Origin of the sequence: Burkholderia sp. SRS-W-2-2016 (assembly GCF_001931485.1) — a bacterium.
In the GTDB taxonomy this organism is placed as follows: Bacteria; Pseudomonadota; Gammaproteobacteria; order Burkholderiales; family Burkholderiaceae; genus Paraburkholderia.
Genome location: NZ_MSDV01000017.1, coordinates 44,715 through 66,818 on the forward strand (window position 1 = coordinate 44,715; position 22,104 = coordinate 66,818).

The window sequence follows — 22,104 nt, forward strand, 5'->3', positions numbered from 1 at the left end:
TGTTCATCCATTCCTCCCGTTGAAGCTCCTATGAGCACAGTTGTACCAATACGCAAAGTGTAAATATGGATTTGCTACTTCAGGCAGTCCATGAATGACAATATGGGACGTAGTTTCGCCACGCGTTGATGGCCGCGTTGAATTCGGGCCGACATCGACTAATGTGGTATGCGGGCAGCCACCTTCAAGATGACGGGGTAAATCTAACGGTATTCCGAGATTGCCTTAGCGGAAAGCGATGAAGAGAGGAGCCTGAAACGCTACCCGCTGCCTGATGAAAGTGTTTCTCCCCGTCGATTGCGCACTACTCGCTAATATTCCGGTGCTACAGAACGGCAACGCTTAGCTAGCGGGTAATGTCCACCTTGGCGCTTGACCGCAAGCCTCGGGCGTCGAGGCGTCCATCTCGCGAGAGCGTTGGGACCCGGCGAACATCTGGTACCGAGTCGGTGCATGCCTCGTCTCGTCTGTTGACACGACAGCGCGCCCTGATACTTGCTATTGGGTTGCCGTGTCGATGGGGCGACTCGCTGCGTACGGCAATCGCACGATGCGGAGTATGAATGCGTTGTTGATCAATCGCCGTGCAGCGGCAACTAATGATCAACGACTCAGGCCCATGCGCATCTGGTTGTACGTCATTCACGTTACTGACTAGCCGGTCTCGTGATGGTTGGACGTAAAGGAGCCGGAAATGAACGTCGAAATCCAGTTAAAGCGGCACGACTCGACAGACCTGGTTCTCGTCGCCCGTACAGATGAGCTTTCGGACAATGCCATCAAAGCGGTGCAGATCGAGGGAGTCGAACTGATCATTATCCGGCACGCAGACGACATTTCGATTTTTCACGGCCGTTGTCCGCATCAAGGCACATTGTTATCTGAGGGAACGATACAAGACGGCATTTTGACTTGCCGTGGGCACGGCTGGCAATTCGCTTGCCCGTCCGGCTGCAAGATCGGCGAAAGCGCTTTGCAACTGAAGCGATTCGACGTAATCGTCGATGACCGCGAAGTGAAAGTCGACCGGAGCGAGGTTTTCGCATGGAAAGCGCAACGGCAGCTTGAACCTTACGAGATCACATCACAACCGCCCGCAATCTCCGTCCGGTCGCTCGCACAGCTTCCCGGTCCGAAGGGCATTCCGGTTTTGGGAAACATCCTCCAGATGGCACCCGAAAAACTTCATCTCGTTCTGGAACAGTGGTGCCGCAAGTTCGGTCCTGTGTACACATACAATCTGATGGGGCGCCCCTTCGTCGGGATTGCCGATCCGGTTCTCATCGGTCGGATTTTGCGCGAGCGGCCAGGGACCTACCGCCGCTGGGATGTGATCGAGACAGTTGCGCAGGAGTTGGGCATCAACGGTGTGTTTTCCACCGAAGGCGAGACCTGGCGAAGACAGCGTCAGCTTGTCGCCAAAGCACTGGACCCTGAGCATCTGCGCGCATTCTTCCCCACGCTATGTACGATGACCCGGCGATTGATGCAACGTTGGGAGAAGGCGGCTCGCGAGCACGAGTCCGTCGATATTCAAAAGGACCTGATGCGCTATACCGTGGACGTGACGACGAACCTTGCGTTCGGATACGACATGGATACTTTGGAGAGCGAAGGAGAAGTGATCCAGCGCCATCTTGAAGTCGTTTTTCCGATGATCAACCGGCGCATCAATGCACCTTTTCCTTACTGGCATTACTTCAAACTACCGGCCGATAGAGAACTCAATCGTGCCTTGACTGTGGTTCAACAGCTGACGAGGGATCTCATCACCGCTAACCGGGCACGTCTCGCACGACGGTCAGAATTCGACTCGCGTCCCGCAAATCTTCTGGAGGCGCTCCTAACGGCTCAACACGAAGGACAGAGGCCGCTAACGGACGACGAAGTCCTCGCCAATGTCTTTACGATTCTGCTGGCCGGCGAGGACACGACGGCAAACGCCATCGCGTGGGTTGCGTATTTCATGTCCTGTCGCCCTGAGATACAACGCAAGATGCAGGACGAAGTCGATTCCATCATCGGAACGCGGTCGATGCTCGAAGACATGGAGGAGGGCAACGCACTTGTGTATCTGGACGCGGTGACCCACGAAGCCATGCGACTCAAATCTGTCGCTCCGGTTATTGGAGTCGAGCCGATCCACGACGTCGAGGTGGGCGGCATTGCTATTCCCAAGGGCACGGTGCTGGCGTTGTTAACTCGACAGGCAGGATTGCAGCAACGCGGCGGTTCGGCGGTCCAGGAATTCGATCCAGACCGTTGGCTTTCCCGCGCCAGCGCTGCCAGTCATCATCAGGCCGGATTCATGCCGTTTGGGTCTGGGCCTCGGCTTTGCCCGGGACGGAGTCTGGCTTTGATGGAGGTCCGATCGGCGGTCGCGATGTTGTGCCGCAACTTCAATATTTCGCTTGCCACTGATCCATCCGAGGTCGAAGAACGGTTCGCGTTTTCAATGATGCCGCGAAATTTGCGTGTCATTTTTAATCGACGCATCTGATGTTCGCAAATCAGAGTGTGAAGATCGTTGGTAGATAGCTAGCAAGTCGTTGGCTCACCGCAATGTTACCGGTGGCTCAGGATCGCGTACTGTCCTCGCGCAGCGAAAGCTGTGATTCGAAGTGACGGGCGGTACATCAACGGCTGCAGAGCAACCCACAGGGGGCTTTGGCCGGCGATCGGCCCAATGACCGCAATGGCCGGCAAACGGTATTTCCCCGTAAGCAAATAGCCGCTTATTAGTTACAGCCAGCCGCTGATCTATTGGCGATGGTGCAGGCACATGACGCTTCGTGAAACCGTCAACACGCTCCTGTTTCCGACCCGACGCGGACGTTTGATGTCGGGCGTTGTTGGCAAAACCTCCCACTAATGAGAGAACGTTTGGTTTGTGGCATTAAACAAAGAAGCAATAGCGGCATTTCCAATCACACCACCGCTTCTCCGATATGCTTCTCGCATTGAGTCGATCGCCCCTCATTAACCAAACCAAAACCCCCACTTCCAAAAAACCCAATTCCCACCTGGGGCCAGGTGTCGCACTCTAATCGCCAGCCGAGCGGGACGAGGGAAAGAGGGGGAGAGGGGCGCGGCAAACGGAAGTGAAGAGGGAAAAGCGAAAGCGAGACAGTCGCACCGCGACGAACCCAACCCCGCCCCAATCCAAACCCTTCGCCCCGCAAAGAGTTGCCACCCAAAGACACTAGGCCAACCAAAAAAGGCAGCCAGCACGAAGCGCCGCAAGAGCGCCAGACCCAAGCCGCGCGCAAGGCAGTCAAGCGGCCAGGCAGCAAAGCCGCAAAGCATGAAGAACAGACAGTAAAGAAAGAACAGGAGACAACCGTGTCAACAGCAACAGTGTCAACAGCACAAGCACAACCACCAGCAAAACCAAAAACAGTCAACTCCGGCGCCCGCCTGGACCGCCTCCCCATCACCCGCTTCCACTGGAACATCCTCGGCCTGATCGGCGCCGGCGCCTTCCTCGACGCCTTCGACATCTATTTGGCCAACGGCGTCCTCGCCTCGATGGTCAAAACCGGCTTCACCGACCTGCGCTTCGGCTCGTTCTTCATCTCCGCGACCTTCATGGGCATGATGATCGGCGCGGGCCTCTCCGGTTATCTCGGCGACCGCTTCGGCCGCCGCTATTCGTATCAGGCCAATCTCGCGATCTTCGGTATCGCGTCGCTCGTTGCGAGCTTCGCGCCGAACATCTACTGGCTGATCCTGCTGCGCTTCATCATGGGTGTCGGCCTCGGCGCCGAACTCGTCGTCGCCGCCGGCACGCTGTGCGAATTCGTGCCGCCCGCGACGCGCGGCCGCTGGACCGCACTGCTCGCGCTGATCATCAACTCCGGTCTGCTCGGTGCAACCGCGATCGGCTACTGGGTGATCCCGCATCTCGGCTGGCGCTATATGTTCGCGATCGCCGGCGTCGGCGCGCTCGTCGTGTGGTTTCTGCGTCATCGGATGCCGGAATCGCCGCGCTGGCTCGAAACCGTCGGCCGGCTCGAAGAGGCCGAAGCGACTGTCTCCGCGATCGAACGACAAGTCGAAGCGCGCGTCGGCAAGCTGCCGCCGGTCGCTCGCGTGGTCAGCCACGAAGTGCCGGCCGCGCCGTTCTCCGCGCTGTTCGCGCGCGGGATGATCGGCCGCACGCTGGTCGCCGCGCTGACCTGCATGGCGATCAACATGTCGCTGTATGGCTTCGTCGCGTGGTTGCCGACCTTCTTCGTCAAGGAAGGGCTGACGATCGTGCAGTCGCTCGGCTTCGTGCTGCTGATGTCGTTCGGCGCGCCGGCCGGCGCGGTGGTCGGCTATCTGATCACGGACCGCATCGGTCGACGCAACGGCATCGTGCTGTTCTCGCTCGCCACCATCGTGCTCGGCTTCATCTACGTGCAGATGCGCGATCCCGTATCGATCGCAGCGGTGGGTTTCGCGCTCGTCACGGCCATCTACACGGTTTGCACGCTCGGCCTGTTCGGCTATATCCCCGAGCTGTTCCCGACCGCGCATCGCTTGCGCGGCACCGGCGTGGCCGGCACCTGCGGGCGCGCGGCATCGATGTCGACGCCGTACGTCGCGTTGCTGCTCTACACGCAGTTCGGCGTGACGGGCGTGCTGACGATGGTCGGCGGCGTGCTGCTGTTGCTGAGCATCGCGATCCTCGCGCTGCGGATCGAAACCAGTCAGCAGACGCTGGAGGAAATTTCGCCCGACACCGATTTGCTGCCGCAAGCGGAACTGGTCCAGAAGTCGGCCTGATTCGCCCGATCCACTCAGGGCGGTTAAGATGAAAGTTTGTTCCGCACACGCTTCGCGAACAGCTTTCATCATGCACTTCGATTTCGTCGATCTTCGTCTGCTCCTCAATATCGCCGACACCAGCAATCTCGCGCGTGCGGCGGAGCGTTCGCATCTGTCCGCGCCCGCCGCCAGCAATCGCGTGAAAAACCTCGAGGAGCAGCTCGGCTTCAAGCTGCTCTACCGCAACAGCCAGGGCGTGACGCTGACGCCCGCCGGCGAGGCGTTCGTGCACCACTCGCGGCTCGTGCTCGAACGCGTCGAGCATCTGGCCGGCGACATGCAGGAGTACGGCGAGGGCATCAAGGGCCACGTGCGCATCTGGGCCAACACCACCGCGATCAGCGAGTTCATGCCGGCGGTGCTGAGCCGTTTTCTGCGCGATCACCCGGACGTCAACATCGATCTGCGCGAGGTGCTGAGCGGCGAGATCGTCAAGGGCGTCGCCGACAGCGCGACCGATATCGGCATCGTCGCGGGCAACGTGCATGCGGAGCATCTGGAAATGCTGCCGTATCGCGACGACCGGCTGGTGCTCGTCACATCGTTCGATCATCCGTTCGCGAAGCTCGCATCGGTCGATTTCTCGCAACTGCTCGACGCGAACTTCGTCAGTCTGCCGACTTCGAGCGCGATCCACGCGTTCATCACCAGCGCCGCCGATGGCCTCGGCGCGCGTCTCAAACTGCGCATCCAGGTCGGCAACTTCGAGGCCGCGTGCCGGATGATCGAAGCGGGCGTCGGGATCGGCATCGTGCCGGAATCGGTTGCGCTGCGGCATCGGCGTACGATGCAGATCGCGCTCGTCGGTCTGAACGATCCGTGGGCCGAACGCAAGCTGAAGATCTGCGTGCGCAGTCTGAAGGATTTGCCGCCGTTCGCGCGGGTGCTGGTCGACCGGCTGATGACGGCGGCGGATGGGGACGGGATGGCGCAGGCGTGAAGCGATGCCAGCGGCCTACAGATACGGATAACTAGCGCGGGCCGTAAAGGTCAGTTGTAGCGAACGCGGTGGAAGAGCCGTTTGCGCTCGCCTAAACTCAAGGCTTCACGTTCACGTTCTTCAGCGCTGCGGGCGGCCGGTCGGCGGAGCAGGTTCCGCGCCTGGCAGCCGGCGCGCTGCGACCATCATGAAGCCTTCCAGACAGTGGTTCCTCGTGGCGGCATTGTGCGGCTTCGCCGCCGCGCAGCCGGTGCTGGCCGCAGCCGATGCATCGCCTGAAACAGCCGGTTCGGCACCGTCCACGCTATCGGCGCAATGCGACTCCGTCAGCTTCGCGACGGGCACGCGTCAAAACCGCGCCGCATGCCGGCGAATTTTCGCGCGACAGATACGTCCGACCGTGCAGACCTCGCCGCAAACGGCAGCGGACTTCGGCTCATAACATTCGGCTCGAATCACCGAAGTTTCACTTCACGGCATCCGAACGAACCCGGCAACCCCGGGCGAGCGCGGGGTTTTCGCCGTGAAGCCGCGAAGCCGCGACCTCACACCTCGCTCGCCTCGACCGCCCGCGACGTCAGGCTGCTCTGCCTGACCACCAGCTGAAACCCGACGTCGACCACCTGCGGCTCCAGCTCGCGGTCGGCACCGCCTGAAACATCCGCATCGCCCTGCGTTTCCAGCCGCCGCAACAACTCCTGCGCGATCCGCAAGCCGATCGTCGCCGCGTGCGGCTGGATCGTCGTCAGCGGCGGCACGCAGACCTCGCTGAACGGCAGGTCGCCGAAGCCGGTCACCGCCAGTTGCTCGGGCACGCGGATGCCGCGCCGCTGCGCTTCGAACAGCACGCCCAGCGCCATCACATCGTTCGAGCAGGCAATCGCCTGCAAGTCGGGCATTGCGTCGAGCGCGGCGCCGAGCACGTCGCTGCCGCTGGTCGGCGACGCACTGCTGGGCAACTCGATCACGAACACGTCGACGCCTTTCTTCGCGAGCCAGTCGCGCAGGCCGTCGCAGCGTTGCCGCGCGCGCAAGTCGCTCGTCATCCGTGCGCCGGCGAACGCGATCCGCCGTGCGCCCAGTTCATATAAATGCTCGGCCAGCGCCTCGCCGACCGCGCGATGCGAAAAGCCCACCTGCAGATCGAACGGTTCGCCGCCGAGCTCCCACATCTCGGCGACCGGCGCGCGCGCCTGGCGCAGCAGCGTGCGGGTCGCGTCGTCGTGGCGGCAGCCGGTCACGACCAGCGCGGTCGGCGACCACGACAGGAACGTGCGTACGAGGCTGGTTTCGCGTTCGGCGTCGTAATCGCTCGCGCCGAGCAGTAACTGGTAGCCGTGGCGGTCGAATTCCTTCTGCATCGCCGCGACGGTCGCCGCAAAGAACGCGTTGCTCAGCGACGGCACGACCACGCCGATCGCGCGGGTGCGCGCCGCGGCGAGGCTGCCGGCGAGCAGGTTCGGCACGTAGCCGAGCACTTCGATCGCCTGTTTGATGCGCGGCGCGATGCGCGGCGAGACCGCGTCGGGATTGCGCAGGAACAGCGACACGGAGCTGGCGGACACGCGCGCGCGGGCGGCGACGTCGTCCATCGTCACGCGGTTGGTGCCGCGGCGGATGCGGGTGGGAGCTTTGCTGGTCTGGGACATTCGGCCACATTTCGAAAGAGCCGCCAGTGCCGCGCGGCGCGATTTGTCATTCTAAACCTGCAGCGCAACGAATTATCCGATCGGGGATAACCCTGGTGGCCCTGTCCAGAATCGTAGCGCTATTATTTCGCAGCGCTGCGATTTTTGCCAGAAGACAAAAAATCGCAGCAGTCGCCGCCGTTTTCTCGCCTGTTCGCGAGACCTTTTTGTCCCGCCCGATCCGATCATGACCGCTGAATCCCAGTCCACCGAGTTTCACTGCGTGCTGGACGCCCGCGCCCAACTGGGCGAATGTCCGCGCTGGGATGAGCGCGAGCGCGTGCTGTACTGGGTCGATATTCTCGAACCGGCGCTGCATCGTTTCGATCCGGCGAGCGGCGCGACGACGACATTCGCGTTGCCCGAACATATCGGCTGCTTTTCGCTGCGCGAGGGTGAGGGCGGCGGTTTTATCGCCGGTCTGCGCTCGGGCGTCTGGACGCTCGACAGCGAAGCGAGGCCGCTGACGATGCTCGCGGCCAACCCCGAAAACCCGCAAACCAGCCGCTTCAACGACGGCCGTTGCGACGCGGCCGGCCGTTTCTTCGCGGGCACGATCGACGAACCGAAAGCGGGCGGCCACGCGCATCTGTATCGCCTGAACACGAACGTCGCCACACAAGCGACCGAGACGAACTCAGCAAGCGCCACGCTCACCCCCCTGAGCGCCGGCCTGATGACCTCGAACGGCCTCGCCTTCAGCCCCGACAGCCGCTGGCTCTACCACTCGGACACCCCGCGCTTCACCGTCTACCGCTCGGCCTACGACGCCGCGACCGGCGCATGCGGCGAGCGCGAAACCTGGATCACCGTCGAGCCGACGCCGCAGGATCGCGGCCGCCCGGACGGCGCCGCGGTCGACGCCGACGGCTACTACTGGAGCGCGTTCTACGAAGGCGGCCGGGTGGTGCGCTTCACGCCGGACGGCGCGATCGACGCGGTCTACCCGCTGCCGGTCACCTGCCCGACGATGTGCGCGTTCGGCGGCCCCGACCTGCGCACGCTGTATGTGACGAGCGCCCGCGCGGGCCGTCCCGCCGACGAACTCGCACGCGAGCCGCTGGCCGGCGGTCTCTTTGCGCTGCGAACCGCGGTGCCGGGCCGTGTCGAGCCGCGCTGGCGCGGCTGATCGACCGAATTCCATTGAAGTCCACCGAAGTTTTTTGCAGCAAGCAGTCGAATTTTTTTGCCTGAAAATCGTAGCGCTGCGAAAATGACGCCCGGCCGCGACCGTGCCGACCGGAGCGCGCCTGCCTTAACCTCAGAACAGCATCGAGGAGACGATCATTTTTACGATACTGAGTTTTGCCTTCTTCACCGCGCTGGTCGGCTTTGTGTCCTATCTGTTCACGCGCCGCGCGAAAGACGTCGGCGCGCGCGGCTACTTCATGGCGAGCGGCGGGCTGACCGGCTGGTTCATCGCCGGCTCGATGATGCTGACCAATCTGTCGGTCGAGCAGATGGTCGGCCTGAACGGTGACGCGTACGCGCACAACCTGTCGGCGATGGCGTGGGAGTGCACGGCCGCGGTCGCGACCGTCGCGCTCGCGATGTTCTTCCTGCCGCGCTACCTGCGCGGCGGCTTCTCGACGTTGCCGCAATTTCTCGAAGAGCGTTTCGACGCGACCACGCGGCGCGTGGTCAGCGCGTTCTTCGTGATCGGCTACATGCTGGTTGTCAATCCGTCGGGTCTGTATCTCGGCGCGATCACCTTCAACCAGGTGTTCGGCGTGCAGGCGCTCCTCGGCACGTCGTACCCGGTGACGATCACGCTGCTGGTGTGGTTCTCCGGCGCGATCGGCGCGGCCTACGCGGTGTTCGGCGGGCTGCGCGCGGTCGCGGTGTCGGACACGATCAACGGCGTCGGTCTGCTGATCGCCGGTCTGATGGTGCCGGTGCTCGGCTTCTACGCGCTCGGTCACGGCGACTTCCTCAGCGGCTTTCATCTGGTCGCAACGCAGGCGCCGGAGAAGCTGTCGGCAATCGGCGGTCCGAAGGATTCGGTGCCGTTCGGCACGCTGTTTACCGGGATGATCTTCGCGAACCTGTTCTACTGGTGTACCAACCAGGCGATCGTGCAGCGCACGTTCGCGGCGAAAAATCTCGCCGAAGGCCAGAAGGGCGTGCTGCTGTCGGGTCTGCTCAAGCTGCTGGTGCCGGTCGTGATGATGCTGCCCGGCGTGATCGCGTTTCATCTGTACAAGAGCAATCCGCTCGCGCGGCCCGACCTCGCGTATCCGCAACTGGTCGCCGATCTGCTGCCGTGGTGGGCGAAGGGCTTCTTCGTCGCGGTGCTGTTCGGCACGGTGATGAGCCACTTCAACGCGGTGATCAACAGTACCGCGACGCTGGTCGCATTCGACTTCTACAAGGTGTGGAAACCGCAGGCCTCCGACGAAAAACTGATCCGCGTCGGCAAGAGCGCGAGCGTGGCGATCGCGGTGGTGTCGCTGCTGATCGCGCCGCTGCTGATGTACGCGCCGGACGGCATCTACACGGTGATGCGCCGCTTCACCGGCTTCTTCAACATTCCGATCATCGCCGTGGTGCTGGTGGGCTTCTTCAACAGCAAGATCGCCGCGCTGCCGGCCAAGATCGTGCTGCTGCTGCACGTGATCGTCTACACGCTGCTGATCTTCGTGTTCAAGGTCGACAAGGTGTACGGGATCAACTTCATCCACATCATGGGGATCCTGTTCGTCTGCGAAGTCGCGCTGATGCTGGTGCTCGGCCAGCGCTATCCGCGCGCGGTCCCGTATAAGCCGCAGTTCCGCCAGCACGGCGACCTGACCCCGTGGCGCTTCGCCAGCACGATGAGCGTGCTGCTGATCGCGATGCTGGTGAGCCTGTATCTGACGTTCTCGCCGCTCGGCATCGCCCGCCACGGCGGCGTGACCACCGACTACATCGTATGGATGGCGATCACCTGGGGCGTCGCCGCAATGCTGATCGCGATGTTTCGCCGCCGCGCGGCGACGGTCGCGCAACGCGGTGTCGAATGGCACGCGAGCCCGTCGGAACAGCGGCACTGATTAATCTGGAAGACGAAGCAAGGACGAATGTGATGGATTGGCAGACAGAGTCGAGCGGTCAGGCAAACGGCAGCGTGGTGTTGCGGGTCGCGAATCGCACGTTGTTCGAGCACACGCCGCAGGCGCCGGCGGTGTTCGTCGGGCACGGCACGCCGACGGTCGAGATGTATCGCGGCAATTTCGACATCAGCGATTACGTCGACGAACGCGTCGCGCTGCGCGACGCGCGTCTGACGCACGAAGCCGACGGCAGCGTGCGGATCGAACTGGCCCGTCAAGCGGGCGCGCCGGCCGAGCTGACCATCGTCGCGCGGCGCAGCGCGAACGGCGCGACGCTGGAGCTGGCCGGCGACGCGTCGCTGAACCGCGTCTGGTGGCGCGTGCCCGCCGAGGCCGACGAACACGTGTGGGGCTGCGGCGAGCAGATGTCGTATTTCGATCTGCGCGGCCGGCACTTTCCGCTGTGGACCTCGGAGCCGGGCGTCGGTCGCGACAAGAGCACGCATCTGACGTGGCAGGCCGACGTGACCGCGAAAGCGGGCGGCGACTACTACCACACCAACTATCCGCAGCCGACCTTCGTGTCGTCGCGCAAATACTGTCTGCATGCCGAAACGACCGCGTATGCGGATTTCGATTTCCGTCATGACGATTGGCACGAACTGCAATTCTGGGCCGTGCCCGAGCGGCTCGAATTTATCGTCGCCGACGATTTCGTCTCGCTGGTCGAGCGCATTTCGCTGCGCTTCGGCCGTCAGCCGGCGCTGCCGGGCTGGGCGCTGGACGGCGCGATCCTCGGCCTGAAAAACGGCCGCGAGCACGCGCAGCAGATTTTCGAAGCGAGCCGCGCGGCCGGCGTCGCCGTCAGCGGCTTGTGGTGCGAGGACTGGGCCGGCATCCGCCAGACCTCGTTCGGCAAGCGGCTGTTCTGGAACTGGCGCTGGAACGACGAGCGCTATCCGGATCACCAGGCATGGGTCGCGCAACTGAAACAGGACGGCGTGCGTTTTCTCGGCTACGTGAACCCGTATCTGTGCAACGACGGTTCGCTGTACGAAGAAGCGCGCGCGGCCGGCTATCTGGCAACCGCCATTGATGGCGGCGACTACCTGGTCGACTTCGGCGAATTCGATTGCGGCGTGGTCGACTTCACGAACCCGGCGGCGGCGCGCTGGTTCGAAGAGCGCGTGATTCGCGGCGAGATGCTCGAACGCGGAATCGACGGCTGGATGGCCGACTTCGGCGAATATCTGCCGACCGATCTGGCGCTCGCCAACGGCGTCGACGCGATGCTGATGCACAACGCGTGGCCGACGCTGTGGGCCGAAGTCAACGCGCGCGCGATCGCCGGCGCGGGCCGCACCGGCGACGCGCTGTTCTTCATGCGCGCGGGCTACACCGGCGTGCAGGCGCATTGCCCGCTGCTGTGGGCCGGCGACCAGTCGGTCGACTTCACCCGTCACGACGGTTTGCAGACGGTGATCTGCGGCGCACTGTCGTCGGGCTTGCTCGGCAATGCGTATCACCACAGCGATATCGGCGGCTATACGAGCCTGTTCGGCAACGTTCGCACGCCGGAGCTGTTCCAGCGCTGGGCCGAAATGGCCGCGTTCACGCCGGTGATGCGCACGCACGAAGGCAATCGGCCGGCCGAGAACTTCCAGTTCTGGCAGGACGCCGGCGTGCTCGCGCACTTCGCGCGGATGACCCGTCTGTTCGTCGCGCTGAAGCCGTACGTGCAGGGTCTCGTCGATGAAGCGGCGGCGCGCGGTCTGCCGTTGCAGCGGCCGCTGTTCCTGCACTACGAGCACGACGCCGCGACCTACGCGATTCAGGACCAGTATCTGTACGGCCGCGATCTGCTGGTCGCGCCGGTGCATGCGGCGGACGCGAGCGAATGGAGCGCGTACCTGCCGGCCGGCGATCAATGGACGCATCTGTGGAGCGGCGTCGACTACGACGGCGGTCAGCGCGTGACGGTTGCCGCGCCGCTCGGCGAGCCGCCGGTGTTCGTGCGCCGCGGCGCCGCGCGCGCTGCGCAATGGCTCGCGCTCGCGAAGGATCTGTGATGAGCGGCGCAGCGTTGTTCCATCACCTGACGTTCGCGCTGTGCGTCGCGCTCGCGACGTTCACGCAGAGCCTGACCGGCTTCGCGTTCGGCCTCGTGCTGCTCGGGCTCGTCGCGGTGTTTCATCTGGCGCCGCTGCCGGTCGCCGCGAACGTCGTCACGGTGATGGTGCTCGCGAACGCCGCGCTGCTGGTGCGGCGGATGCCGCCGCTGCCGCGCAAAATTATTGCGCCGACGTTCGGCAGCAGCCTCGTCGGCGTCGCGCTCGGCGCGTTCCTGCTTGCATGGCTGTCCGATAACGCAATCGGCGTGCTGCGCTTCGTGCTCGGCATCGCGATTCTCGCGTGCAGCGTGCTGCTGGTCGTGCAGACCAAACCGCGCGCGCAGATGTCCGGCGCGGGCTCGTTCACGTTCTATGGCGTGCTGTCCGGCGTGATGGGCGGCGTGTTCGCGAGCGCCGGGCCGCCGATGGTGTTCCACCTCTATCGCCAGCCGCTCGACCGGCTGGTCGTGCGCGACACGCTGGTGCTGATTTTCGCGGTCAACGCGGTGCTGCGCCTGTTCATCGTGCTGCAGCAGGGCCGCTTCGGCGCCGACTCGCTCGCGCTGAGTCTGGAGGCGCTGCCGGTCGTGCTGACGGTCACGTGGCTTGCGCGCCGTTATCCGCCGGGCTGGTCGCCGGCCGCGGTGCGCCGTGTCGTGTTCGTGCTGCTGGCCTGCGCGGGCGCGAGCCTCGTCGGTCCCGCGGTGACCTCGACGCTCGCCGCGCAGCATGCGCAGTCCCAACCCTCTTCCTAAGCCTTCGGCTCTCACTATCGTGCAAGACAAGCTCAAGCTCAAACAACTCGCCGATCTGCGCAGCCAGCGCTGGCTCGCGCCCGACGACATGCGCTCGTTCGCGCATCGTCAGCGTCTGCAGCAGATGGGTTTGCGCCGCGAAGAATTCATGTCGCGCCCGGTGATCGCGATCATCAATACGTGGAGCGACCTGTCGCCGTGTCACGCGCATTTGCGCGAGCGCGCGGAGGCCGTCAAGCGCGGCATTCTGCAGGCGGGCGGGATGCCGTTCGAACTGCCGGCGATGTCGCTCGGCGAGGTGATGGTCAAGCCGACCACGATGATCTACCGCAACCTGCTGGCGATCGAAACCGAGGAGCTGCTGCGCTCGCTGCCGATCGACGGCGCGGTGCTGATGGGCGGTTGCGACAAGACCACGCCGGGTCTGTTGATGGGCGCGCTGTCGGCGGACCTGCCGTGCATCTTCGTGCCGGCCGGGCCGATGCTGAGCGACCGTCATCGCGGTCAGGTGGTCGGCGCGGGCACCCACACGAAGAAGTTCTGGGACGAATACGTGGCCGGCAACCTCGAGCAGACCGAATGGATTTCGCTCGAAGCGCGGATGACGCGCGCGCCCGGCACCTGCAACACAATGGGCACCGCCAGCACGATGACCTCGATCGTCGAGGCGATGGGCTTCACGCTGCCCGGCGCGACCAGCATTCCGGCGATGGATTCCGCGCATCCGCGGATGTGCTCGGCGAGCGGCGAGCGCATCGTCGGGATGGTGTGGGAGGACCTGAAGCCGAGCCGCTTCTTCAATCGCGCGGCGGTCGAGAACGGCATCGTCGCGTATATGGCGCTCGGCGGCTCGACCAATGCGGCGATTCACACGATCGCGATCGCGGGCCGCGGCAACGTGCCGTTGACGCTCGATGAAATCGCCCGCGTCGGCGCGGATATTCCGGTGCTGGCCGACATCTTCCCGTCGGGCGCGCGGCTGATGGAGGACTTCTATTACGCGGGCGGTTTGCCGGCGCTGCTGGCCGGTCTCAAGCCGCGCTTGACGCTCGACTGTCTGACCGTGAACGGCAACACGCTCGGCGAAAACCTCGCCGCGTTCGAGTCCGGCATGCGTCCGCAAGGCGAAGACGCGATCCGTCCGCTCGATAACCCGGTCACCGAAGGCGCGGCGCTCGCGGTGCTGCGCGGCAACCTCGCGCCGTCGGGTGCGGTGATCAAGCCGAGCGCGGCGAGCCCGCACCTGCTCAAGCATCGCGGCCGCGCGCTGGTATTCGATTCGGTCGCCGAAATGAATGCACAGATTCACGCGCCGGAGCTCGACGTCGATGCCGACACCGTGCTGGTGCTGCGCGGCGGCGGCCCGATCGGCGCACCGGGGATGCCCGAGTGGGGCAATCTGCCGATCCCGAAGAAGCTGCTCGCGGCCGGCGTGCGCGACATGCTGCGCATCTCCGATGCGCGGATGAGCGGCACCCACTACGGCACCTGCGTGCTGCACGTCGCGCCCGAGGCGGCGGCGGGCGGCCCGCTTGCGCTGATCCGCACCGGCGACATCATCGAACTCGACGTCGCGGCGGGGCGCCTCGACGTCCTGCTGTCGGATGAAGAACTCGCGAACCGCCGCGAAAGCTGGCGGGCGCCGCCGAAGCCGCGGCAACGCGGCTATATCCGCCTCTACGTCGATCACGTGACCCAGGCCGACCAGGGCTGCGATTTCGATTTCCTCGCCGGCTTCGAAGAACCGGTCGAACCGCCGATCTTCTGATTGTTCCGTTTCTTCCAGTTCTTCCGATCTCAGGACAAGTCATGACTCAACGCTACAGACAGGACCCCACCCGCAACGCGTTCCGCGATGCGCTGAAAGCGCCGGCAGGCACCAGCACGATGCGCGCGAAACCGCTCGGCACGTGGCTGATGGCGGGCTCGCCCGCGAGCGCCGAAGCGCTCGGCCATGCCGGCTTCGACTGGCTGCTAATCGATATGGAACACGTGCCGCTCGAATTCACCGACGTGCTGCATCTGTTGCAGGCAGTTGATTGCGGCGGCGCGGCGCCGGTCGTGCGGCTCGCGAAGACCGATGCGACGCTCGCGAAGCGCGCGCTCGACATGGGCGCGCCGACGCTGATGTTCCCGTTCGTGCAGAGCGTCGAAGAGGCGCGCGCGGCGGTTGCGTGCACGAAGTTCCCGCCGCTCGGCACGCGCGGTTTCGCGGCGATGCATCGCGCGAGCCGTTACGGCACGTGGAGCGAATTCGGCCGTCGCGCGAACGAAGCGACCGCCTGCATCCTGCAACTGGAAACGCCGGAAGCGATCGAGCAACTCGAAGCGATCGCCGCGGTGCCCGGCGTCGATGCGCTGTTCGTCGGCCCCGGCGATCTGTCGGCGGCGATGGGCAAGATCGGCAATCTCGCCGACCCGGAAGTGCGCGCGGCGCTGGCCGATTGCGCGCGTCGCGCGAACGCGGTGGGCATGCCGATCGGGATCGTCGGACCGACGCCGGCGATGGTGCGCGAGTTCGTCGAGATGGGCTACGACTTCGTCGCGATCGCGTCGGACATGGGGATGATGATGCGCCAGGCCAATGCGTTCATCGCCGAGTTCACCGACACGCAGGTGGCCGCGAACGCAGGCGGGCCGTACTGAGATGAGCGCCGTTTCTCCGTTGCTCGAACTGACCAGCGACGCGTGGCGCGTGCGCCTCGCGCCGTCGCTCGGCGGCTCGATTATCGATGCGCAATGGCGCGGTCACGACGTGCTGCGCCCGACCACCGACGAGCATCTCGCGGCGGCGCTGGTGCGCAAGAGCGCGTGCTATCCGCTGGTGCCGTTTTCGAACCGCGTCGGTTATGGGCGTTTCGAATTCGATGGTCATGCTTATACGCTGCAGCCGAATTTCCCGAATGAGCCGCATGCGATTCATGGTGTCGGCTTTCAGCGCGAATGGGCGGTGGCGTCGCACAGCGATACCGCGCTCGATCTGCGTCTGAGCCATACGCCCGATGCTTCCTGGCCGTTCGCGTTCGAAGCTCGGCAGCGCTTTGGCATCGAAGGCGACACGCTGACGTTGACGCTGAGCATCACGAATCTCGATGCGCGCCGCGCGCCCGCCGGCCTCGGCTGGCATCCGTTCTTCCCGCTGCATACCGAACTTGGCGACACGCGTCTGGCGACGCAATGGGAATCGATGCTGGTCAGCGGTCCCGATCAATTGCCGTGCGAACGCGTCGCGCCCCCGGCGTTGCAAGCGCTCGACGCCACCGTGATCGACAACTGCTTCACCGGCTGGAGCCGCACGGCTTCGATCGACGCGCCGCATCACCGCATCGACATCGCCGCGAGCGACGCACTGCGCTGCGCGGTGCTGTTCCGCCCCGAAGGCCAGCCGTTCTACGCGTTCGAGCCCGTTAGCCATCCGAACAATGCGCTCAACGGCATCGAGCCGTCGATGCACGTGCTCGAACCGGGCGCGACGCTCGCCGCGCAAATGCGCTTCACGCTGTCGCCGCCCACCACCGAATCTGCAAGGACACAGTCATGACATCACGGCCAATCTATCCGGGCCTCGCGGGCCAGGTCGCGTTTATTTCCGGCGGCGCGTCGGGGATCGGCGAAGCGCTGGTCGAAGCGTTCTGGGAGCAGGGCGCGCAAGTCGCGTTCTGCGATATCGACAGCGCGGCGGGCAACGCTCTATGCGAGCGTCTTGGCGCCGCGGATAACGGCGACGGTGTCAAGCGCCTGAAGCCGTGGTTCGCGGTCTGCGACGTGCGCGACATCGACGCGTATCGCGTCGTGCTCGACGACGCCGCGCGCACGCTCGGCCCGATCCGCACGCTGGTGAACAACGCCGGCCGCGACACCCGTCATGCGCTGAGCGATCTGACCGTCGACATGTGGCACGACATGCTCGCGGTGAACCTCACCCATCACGTGTTCGCAACCCAGCGCGTGGCCCCCGCGATGCAGGCGGCCGGCGGCGGCGCGATCGTCAATCTCGGCTCGATTTCGTGGCTGCGCGGGCGGCCGAATCTGATCGGCTACACCGCATCGAAGGCGGCGATTTCGGGCATCACCCGCACGCTCGCGCGCGAACTCGGCGAACAGAACATCCGCGTGAACGCGGTGCTGCCCGGCGCGGTCGTCACCGAACGGCAAAGCGCGCTGTGGCGCGACGCGAGCGCCGACAAGCAGTTCATCGACCTGCAATGCCTGAAGTTGCGCGTCGAGCCGAAGCATATCGCCGACTCGGTGCTGTTCCTCGCGAGCCCGCAGGCCGCGACGATCACCGGCCAGAACCTCGTCGTCGATGCGGGGCTCGCGCAGGTGTCGGTGGTGGGTTGAGACGGATCGATTGATGTGGAGCGATCGAACTTCGGTTGAAGTTCGATCGAAGTTTGTTGGTGTGATTAAAAACAGAAAATACACAGGTCTGGAGACGCTTTGATGGCAGCCGAAAAAAATATTTCGCAGTACTGCGGTACGCAAAACCGCGACTCGCAACTCGACAGGAACGGCGCGCGCCACGGCAAGCGCCGTCCGCTTGGCCACGGTTTGAAGCTGTGCGCGCTCGCCGCCGCGTGCGCGGGTGCCGCGCCGGCCGCGTACGCGCAATCGAGCGTCACGATATACGGGATCGTCGACGCGGCGGTGCAGTACGGCAAGTTCAACAGCACGGTATCGCCGACCGCGATGGCTGCGAGCGGCAATCTGCAGGCGTCGCGTTTCGGCTTCCGCGGCAGTGAAGACCTCGGCGGCGGTTATCGCGCGAACTTCCAGCTCGAAACCGGCTTCAACACCTACACCGGAGTGGGCGGCGGCGCGACGATGTTCAACCGGGGCGCGGCGGTCGGCCTGTCGAGCGACCGCTACGGCAGCATCGACGCCGGCAATCTGTATCTGCCGATCTACTGGGTCTATCTCGGCTCGGACGTCGGCACTTACGGCCTGTCGAACCCGGCCGCGATCATGTCGCTGCAACATACGACCACGCTCGGCAAGTCGGGCACCGGCGGTTTCTATTCGAACTCGGTGCGCTATCGCACGCCGAACACGCTCGGCGGCGTGTCGGCGGAAGTGGGATATTCGTTCGGCGCGCAGAACGCGAGCGGGCAGACCGCCGACGGCCGCAATATCGGCGCGAACGTGCAGTACGCGAAGAACGGCCTGACGCTCGGCTATGGCGTCAATCGTTACCAGTACTACCAGAACCTCACCACGCTGTCGGCGTCGTCGCAACTGACGCAGATCGTCGCCGCGACCTATCAGATCGGCAACAACGTGATCGGCGCGAACTATCTGTATTCGAAGCGTACCGACGCGAGCGCGTGGTTCGCGTCGTCGTTCATGCTGAACGCGCGGATTCCGGCCGGCCCCGGCGACATCGAACTCGGTGTCGCGCGCCGCATCGAGAACGCGGAAGCGCGTGCGATGGCCTACAACGTCGGCTACGTGTACTTCCTGTCGCGGCGCACCCAGCTGTACGGCTACGCGGCGCGGATCACCAACAACAGCCACTCGACTCAGGGCTTCGCGCTGCTCAACTCGACCTATGCGGCGGTCACGCCGGGCTTCAATCCGTGGGTCGTCACCGCCGGTTTGCGCACCTCGTTCTAAGCTTCAGCACACACTCCCACGGACCGCGACGGTCCGCGGCGGCCCGCCTGGCGCGGGTCGCCGGCGATCTCCCAGACTCCTCTTCAAGTTTCCTTCTGGAAACGTCAATGGCCCTGTCAAGCCGCGTTTTACCCCCAATCGAACCTTCTTGCCGCCATAAAAACCCGCGTGTATAGTTTCCGAACTTACTCTTGTTTCGTATCGGAAATTAAAGGGGTTCAAATGGACGCGTCCACCATCCTCGCCGATCTCGGCATTGCCCAAGCCGCGCAAGCCGGCGATCTCGCGGTTCATTCGCCGGTCAACGGCGAGCTTATCGGCCGTGTGGCCAGCAATACGGTGGCCGAGGTCGACGCGGCGCTGACCCAGGCGAAGGCGGCGTTCGCCACGTGGCGCAACGTGCCGGCGCCGCGTCGCGGCGAGCTGGTGCGACTGCTCGGCAACCGTCTGCGCGAACAGAAACACGCGCTCGGCAGCCTCGTGTCGCTGGAGACCGGCAAGATCCTGCAGGAGGGGATGGGCGAGGTGCAGGAAATGATCGACATCTGCGACTTCGCGGTCGGGCTGTCGCGTCAGCTCTATGGTCTGACGATCGCGTCCGAGCGCCCCGGTCACCGGATGGCCGAGAGCTGGCATCCGATGGGCACCTGCGTGGTGATCTCGGCGTTCAACTTCCCGGTCGCGGTGTGGTCGTGGAACGCGGCGCTCGCGTTGGTGTGCGGCAACGCGGTGATCTGGAAGCCGTCGGAAAAGACCCCGCTGTCCGCGCTCGCGGTGAACAAGATCCTGGCCGATGCGCTGAAGGAATTCGGCGATGCGCCGGCCGGCCTCACCGCGCTGATCAACGGCGGGCGCGATGTCGGCGAAAAGCTGGTCGCCGATCCGCGCGCGTCGATCGTCAGCGCGACCGGCAGCACCGAAATGGGCCGCAAGGTCGGCGTCGAAGTGGCGAAGCGCTTCGGCCGCTCGCTGCTCGAACTCGGTGGCAACAACGCGGGCATCGTCACGCAAACCGCCGACCATGAACTCGCGCTGCGCGGCATCCTGTTCTCGGCGGTCGGCACCGCCGGCCAGCGCTGCACGTCGCTGCGCCGTCTGTTCGTGCACGACAGCGTGTACGAGAAGACCGTCGAGCGTCTGAAGCAGCTGTATAGCCGTGTGCCGATCGGCAACCCGCTCGAAAAGGGCACGCTGATGGGGCCGCTGATCGACCGTCAATCGTTCGACCGGATGCAGGAAGCGCTGCAGCAGGCGAAGGCCGAGGGCGGCAAGGTGTTCGGCGGCGAGCGCGTCGAGGTGAAGGGGCATGAAGGCGGCTACTACGTGCGGCCGGCGATCGTCGAAATGCCGTCGCAAACGGCAGTTGTCCTGAAGGAAACCTTCGCGCCGATCCTCTACGTGCTGCGCTATGCCGAGTTCGCCGACGCGGTCGATGCGAATAACGCCGCGCATCATGGTTTGTCGTCCTGTGTATTCACGACCGATCTGCGCGAAGCGGAACGCTTCCTGTCCGCGTCGGGCAGCGATTGCGGGATCGCCAACGTCAACATCGGCCCGAGCGGCGCGGAGATCGGCGGCGCGTTCGGCGGCGAGAAGGAAACCGGCGGCGGCCGCGAATCGGGCTCGGATGCGTGGAAGGCCTATATGCGTCGCGCGACCAATACGGTCAACTACTCGTCGGCGCTGCCGCTCGCGCAGGGGATCGACTTCAACCTCGACTGAGCATTGCTGGGCGCGCCGCTGGTCGCGCGCTTTCCTCAAGCAAGCCGTTTGCGCCGTCCGGCGTTGCCGGAGCGGCCGCGTTACTCGTGGAGCGAGACGTGAGTTCGAAAGTCGTGATCGTCGGCGGTGGGGTGATCGGCAGTTCGATTGCGTATTTCTTGCGACTGTCGGATCCGACGGTCGGCGTCACGGTGATCGAGCGCGATCCGACTTATGCGCGTTCGTCGTCGGCGTTGTCGGCGGCGTCGATCCGGCAGCAGTTCTCGACGCCGCTGTCGATCCGGATGTCGCTGTTCGGCATCGAGTTTTTGCGCTCGCTCGGCGCGCGGCTCGAAGTGAACGGCACGCAGCCTTCGATCGATCTGCACGAAGGCGGCTATCTGTTTCTCGCGACCTCCGCGGGCGAAGCGACGCTGCGCGAGAACCACGCGCTGCAACGCAGTCTCGGCGCGGATATCAGCCTGCTCGACCGGGCCGGCCTGCAATCGCGCTTCCCGTGGCTCAATACCGACGATCTCGTGGCCGGCGCATACGGCGAAACCGGCGAAGGCTGGTTCGACGGCTACGGCCTCGTGCAGGCGCTGCGCAAGAAAGCGCAGGCGCTCGGCGTGCGTTATGTCGCCGCCGACGTGACCGCGCTGCATCGCGACGGCCGCCGCGTGACCCACGTGCAGACCGCGGACGGCGAGACTTATGCGTGCGATGTGGTCGTCAACGCGGCGGGCGCGTGGTCGCGCAAGCTCGCGCAGATGCTCGGCATCGACCTGCCGGTCTATGCGCGGCGGCGCAGCATCTTCAACGTGAAGTCGCCGGCCAGGCTCGAACACTGCCCGCTGCTGATCGATCCGAGTGGCGTGTACTTCCGGCCCGAGGGCAATGCGTATATCTGCGGCACGTCGCCGTCGGCGGACAACGATCCCGACGATCTTCCGCTCGACGAAGTCGACCACGCGCTATTCGATGACGTGATCTGGCCGACGCTCGCGAACCGGGTGCCGCAATTCGAAGCACTACGCGTGCAGAACTGCTGGTCCGGTTACTACGAATACAACGTGCTCGATCAGAACGCGATCATCGGGCATCACCCGGATGTCGATAACTGCATCTTCGCGAACGGTTTCAGCGGGCATGGTTTGCAGCAGGGGCCGGCCACCGGGCGCGGTATTAGCGAACTGATTCTGCACGGCCGCTATACGACGCTCGATCTGAGTTCGCTGAGTTTCGCGCGCGTGCTGGAGAACCGGCCGATCGTGGAGAAGAACGTGGTGTAGTACGGACGGCAAAGTTTTCCGCATGGCCTGATTTTGTGTTTGCATTACCGATCGCAGCGGAAATTGAAACGGGCGTTCGGAGAATAAGGCGCGCTCGAGTTGTTTCTTGACGAAAATAAAATACCACGCACATTAGCGCGGTAAATGGGCTGCGATGAAT

General features: G+C 64.4%; 15 protein-coding genes. 14 read left to right on the forward strand and 1 reads right to left on the reverse strand.

Translation table 11 applies throughout. The annotated features are described in order from the left end of the window. Window positions 1-694 precede the first annotated feature (694 nt). The 3 genes from BTH42_RS05595 to BTH42_RS05605 all read left to right on the forward strand — a co-directional run bounded on the left by BTH42_RS05595 (window position 695) and on the right by BTH42_RS05605 (window position 5,752). On the forward strand, window positions 695-2,500 hold the full coding sequence (locus tag BTH42_RS05595; protein ID WP_075296637.1) for a cytochrome P450: 1,806 nt from the start codon (window positions 695-697) through the stop codon (window positions 2,498-2,500). A gap of 857 nt (window positions 2,501-3,357) precedes the next feature. Further along, a complete protein-coding gene (locus tag BTH42_RS05600) occupies window positions 3,358-4,770 on the forward strand; it encodes an MFS transporter (RefSeq protein ID WP_075296639.1) in 1,413 nt (470 codons plus the stop codon). A gap of 70 nt (window positions 4,771-4,840) precedes the next feature. Beyond that, a complete protein-coding gene (locus BTH42_RS05605) occupies window positions 4,841-5,752 on the forward strand; it encodes a LysR substrate-binding domain-containing protein (protein ID WP_075296641.1) in 912 nt (303 codons plus the stop codon). A gap of 545 nt (window positions 5,753-6,297) precedes the next feature. On the opposite strand, the gene BTH42_RS05615 is transcribed toward BTH42_RS05605, so the two are convergent. Further along, on the reverse strand, window positions 6,298-7,401 hold the full coding sequence (locus BTH42_RS05615) for a LacI family DNA-binding transcriptional regulator (protein WP_075296645.1): 1,104 nt from the start codon (window positions 7,399-7,401) through the stop codon (window positions 6,298-6,300). A 226-nt stretch (window positions 7,402-7,627) separates the two neighbouring features. Here BTH42_RS05615 and BTH42_RS05620 point away from each other — a divergent pair, with 226 nt between their 5' ends. The 11 genes from BTH42_RS05620 to BTH42_RS05670 all read left to right on the forward strand — a co-directional run bounded on the left by BTH42_RS05620 (window position 7,628) and on the right by BTH42_RS05670 (window position 21,944). Next, complete coding sequence (locus tag BTH42_RS05620; RefSeq protein ID WP_075296647.1) at window positions 7,628-8,569, forward strand: SMP-30/gluconolactonase/LRE family protein; 942 nt, start codon at window positions 7,628-7,630, stop codon at window positions 8,567-8,569. A 169-nt stretch (window positions 8,570-8,738) separates the two neighbouring features. Then, window positions 8,739-10,472, forward strand: coding sequence for a solute:sodium symporter family transporter (locus BTH42_RS05625; RefSeq protein WP_256701814.1), 1,734 nt, complete (start codon window positions 8,739-8,741; stop codon window positions 10,470-10,472). Between the two features lie 32 nt (window positions 10,473-10,504). Then, window positions 10,505-12,541: an alpha-glucosidase gene (locus BTH42_RS05630; protein WP_075296679.1), complete on the forward strand. Its 2,037-nt coding sequence runs from the start codon at window positions 10,505-10,507 to the stop codon at window positions 12,539-12,541. Next, window positions 12,541-13,338: a sulfite exporter TauE/SafE family protein gene (locus tag BTH42_RS05635; RefSeq protein WP_075296651.1), complete on the forward strand. Its 798-nt coding sequence runs from the start codon at window positions 12,541-12,543 to the stop codon at window positions 13,336-13,338. The genes BTH42_RS05630 and BTH42_RS05635 overlap by 1 nt, the downstream gene beginning before the upstream one ends. A 19-nt stretch (window positions 13,339-13,357) precedes the next feature. After that, window positions 13,358-15,106, forward strand: coding sequence for an IlvD/Edd family dehydratase (locus BTH42_RS05640; protein WP_075296653.1), 1,749 nt, complete (start codon window positions 13,358-13,360; stop codon window positions 15,104-15,106). A gap of 41 nt (window positions 15,107-15,147) precedes the next feature. Further along, window positions 15,148-15,984 carry an HpcH/HpaI aldolase/citrate lyase family protein gene (locus BTH42_RS05645; protein WP_256701813.1) on the forward strand — a complete coding sequence of 279 codons (837 nt, stop codon included), beginning with the start codon at window positions 15,148-15,150 and terminating at the stop codon, window positions 15,982-15,984. A 1-nt stretch (window position 15,985) separates the two neighbouring features. Continuing rightward, a complete protein-coding gene (locus BTH42_RS05650; protein WP_075296655.1) occupies window positions 15,986-16,879 on the forward strand; it encodes an aldose 1-epimerase in 894 nt (297 codons plus the stop codon). Beyond that, on the forward strand, window positions 16,876-17,679 hold the full coding sequence (locus BTH42_RS05655) for an SDR family NAD(P)-dependent oxidoreductase (protein WP_075296657.1): 804 nt from the start codon (window positions 16,876-16,878) through the stop codon (window positions 17,677-17,679). The genes BTH42_RS05650 and BTH42_RS05655 overlap by 4 nt, the downstream gene beginning before the upstream one ends. Window positions 17,680-17,781: 102 nt before the next feature. Then, window positions 17,782-18,951, forward strand: a complete 1,170-nt coding sequence (locus tag BTH42_RS05660; RefSeq protein ID WP_075296659.1) for a porin — start codon at window positions 17,782-17,784, stop codon at window positions 18,949-18,951. Between the two features lie 222 nt (window positions 18,952-19,173). Continuing rightward, window positions 19,174-20,673 carry an aldehyde dehydrogenase family protein gene (locus tag BTH42_RS05665; RefSeq protein WP_075296661.1) on the forward strand — a complete coding sequence of 500 codons (1,500 nt, stop codon included), beginning with the start codon at window positions 19,174-19,176 and terminating at the stop codon, window positions 20,671-20,673. 98 nt (window positions 20,674-20,771) lie between these two features. Continuing rightward, window positions 20,772-21,944, forward strand: coding sequence for an FAD-binding oxidoreductase (locus BTH42_RS05670; protein WP_075296663.1), 1,173 nt, complete (start codon window positions 20,772-20,774; stop codon window positions 21,942-21,944). Window positions 21,945-22,104: the final 160 nt, after the last annotated feature.

Excerpts from the sequence above, each read along its gene's own strand:
- BTH42_RS05595 (WP_075296637.1), top strand. The coding sequence starts at position 695 with ATGAACGTCGAAATCCAGTTAAAGCGGCACGACTCGACAGACCTGGTT.
- BTH42_RS05650 (WP_075296655.1), top strand. The coding sequence starts at position 15,986 with ATGAGCGCCGTTTCTCCGTTGCTCGAACTGACCAGCGACGCGTGGCGC.
- BTH42_RS05635 (WP_075296651.1), top strand. The coding sequence starts at position 12,541 with ATGAGCGGCGCAGCGTTGTTCCATCACCTGACGTTCGCGCTGTGCGTC.
- BTH42_RS05645 (WP_256701813.1), top strand. The coding sequence starts at position 15,148 with ATGACTCAACGCTACAGACAGGACCCCACCCGCAACGCGTTCCGCGAT.
- BTH42_RS05605 (WP_075296641.1), top strand. The coding sequence starts at position 4,841 with ATGCACTTCGATTTCGTCGATCTTCGTCTGCTCCTCAATATCGCCGAC.
- BTH42_RS05660 (WP_075296659.1), top strand. The coding sequence starts at position 17,782 with ATGGCAGCCGAAAAAAATATTTCGCAGTACTGCGGTACGCAAAACCGC.
- BTH42_RS05615 (WP_075296645.1), bottom strand. The coding sequence starts at position 7,401 with ATGTCCCAGACCAGCAAAGCTCCCACCCGCATCCGCCGCGGCACCAAC.
- BTH42_RS05620 (WP_075296647.1), top strand. The coding sequence starts at position 7,628 with ATGACCGCTGAATCCCAGTCCACCGAGTTTCACTGCGTGCTGGACGCC.
- BTH42_RS05630 (WP_075296679.1), top strand. The coding sequence starts at position 10,505 with ATGGATTGGCAGACAGAGTCGAGCGGTCAGGCAAACGGCAGCGTGGTG.
- BTH42_RS05665 (WP_075296661.1), top strand. The coding sequence starts at position 19,174 with ATGGACGCGTCCACCATCCTCGCCGATCTCGGCATTGCCCAAGCCGCG.
- BTH42_RS05655 (WP_075296657.1), top strand. The coding sequence starts at position 16,876 with ATGACATCACGGCCAATCTATCCGGGCCTCGCGGGCCAGGTCGCGTTT.